The organism is Azonexus sp., from assembly GCF_036170495.1.
Lineage (GTDB): Bacteria > Pseudomonadota > Gammaproteobacteria > Burkholderiales > Rhodocyclaceae > Azonexus.
The window spans coordinates 1-1920 of the sequence record NZ_JAVHPH010000401.1 but is presented as its reverse complement, the minus strand read 5'-3'; the positions used below and the strand labels follow the sequence as shown (position 1 = coordinate 1920).

General features: G+C 65.1%; 1 protein-coding gene. It reads right to left on the bottom strand.

Annotated elements, in window-relative coordinates:
* Window positions 1–1802: transglycosylase domain-containing protein (locus ADADOO_RS14840; RefSeq protein WP_511278281.1), on the bottom strand; the 1802-nt coding region annotated here is incomplete at its 3' end.
* Between the last annotated feature and the right edge of the window lie 118 nt (window positions 1803–1920).

The window sequence follows — 1920 nt, the reverse complement described above, 5'->3', positions numbered from 1 at the left end:
GCTTCGGCGACGCTCGGCACCTTGCCGTCGTCTTCATGCTTGAAATTGTTGAAGTGGTGAATGCCGCCGCCGGTGAAGAAGGTTTCGCCGGGGCTGGCTGAATAACGGCGTTCCATGGCGGCTTCGAGCAGTGCTTCGAGGGTCGTTTCGGGTTTGGTGCGGAGGATGTCGATGGCCCAGTTGCTCAGGCGGTCGGCCGGGTGCTGCTTGAGCTTGACCAGTTCTTCGGGCGGCGTCTGGCTGTAGCGTTTATGCAGATCGGCGACGACCAGCAGGTAGGAGACCAGGGTCCGGAACTTGGCGCTGGAGCCGAGATCGAGCTTGGTGCCGGCGTTGATGTCGAGCGGCTGGTCGAGGTTGTCGGCCTGGATGCGCAGGACGTTGGCGGTCGGCGTGCGCTCGTAGAGGGTCAGGCTGTAATTGACCTGTTTGGGATCGCCCTTGGCCAGTAGCCGGGTTTCCCGGAGGCCGGCGCAGGCCAGGAAGGCCGGGTCGGCCAGGCGGTTGAGGATGCGCGTCACGGCCTGCTGGGCCGGGCCGTCGAGGGTGCTGTGCACGGTCAGGTCGTAACGGTCGAGGGCGTAGAGGTTCTCAACGTTGAGGAGTTCGCCGAGTGTGCCGCGGATTTCGTTGACTGCCTTGCGCTCGACGAAGGAGACTTCTTCTGCCGGCCGGGCCTGACGGGCCGGGCTAATGGGCACGAGCAGGGCGGCTTCGCGGAGATCAGCGGGGATCTTCTGGTCGTCGGCAAGCAGGCGGATGTAGCTGTCGGTGAGCGTGTTGAGGCGCCCGGTGGTGTCGCCGAGCAGGCCGGACGGTCGGCGCTGGGCGACGAAGAGGGAGAGCGCCTGCTTGAAGGCCTTGGCGCGTTGCGTCAGATCGGCCTGGCGGTCGGTCAGCAACTGGTTTACGTGGTTGAAATCCTGGCCGTACCAGGCCGACAGGCCATCGCCCAGGCCATTGACCTCGCCGTAGCCGGGGATGCCACCGAGCGGCACGGAATTGACGAAATCGAGCACGATGCGGCGCCGCGCCGGCAGGTTCTCTTCGCCGTCCTGGTAGGCGCGCAGGGCGGCCGACATCATTTGGTGATATTTGTCTTTGCTGTCGTGCGTTCGGCCGCCGGGCGAGTGGCGGAATTTCTCGATCTGCGTGGCCAGTGTGCTGCCGCCGGCCCGACTCCCCCCGAGGCCGACACGGCGTGCCGCCTGGCCGGCGGCAACGCGGGTCAGCCGGCCCCAGTCGACCGCCGGGTTGTGTTTCGGGGCATTGGCGTCGAGCAGGTCGCGGTTTTCGATGAAGAGCAGCGCCTCAACCAGCACCGGCGGGATGGCCTCGAAGCTGGCGTACTGAACGCGCGGGTACTGGCTGTCGTAGAGCGGTTGGTCGTGGCGATCGAGGATGCTCAGGCCGGCCCGCGATTTCTCCCGGTAAATGGGAAAATGGCCGCGTCCGACAATGGCGCGAAAGCCTTCGGACTGGCGCGCCTGGGCGGCAACGGTGTAGCCGGCAGCGGTCAGGCGCGGCAGGAAGGTGTTGAGCTGGGCGTAGCCCAGGCGCTGCTCGTAGGGGCCGGCGCTGGGTAGCCAGATGTCCTTGTCGGGGCCGGGCTCAACGGTCCAGGTCGAGGTTCTCGCCCGTTCGGCGAAGTGGCTGGCCTGGATGAATGACTCTTCCAGTTCGACCCAGGCAACTCCGGCCAGGGCGGCACCGACAACGATCAGGCCGAGAAAGAGATGGAATTTCCAGCGCTGTGGCCGGGGTTTGAGCAGATAGCTTTGTTGCGGATCGATGCGGGACATGAGTCGGGGGGCTGGCGCTTTATGAATCTGTCAGGCGAAAAAACCGCCCGACGTAGTGCTTCAGTTGTTGGGGATACGGTGCAATCGTAACCCGTTTGTATGGTCGCGCAATCAGTGT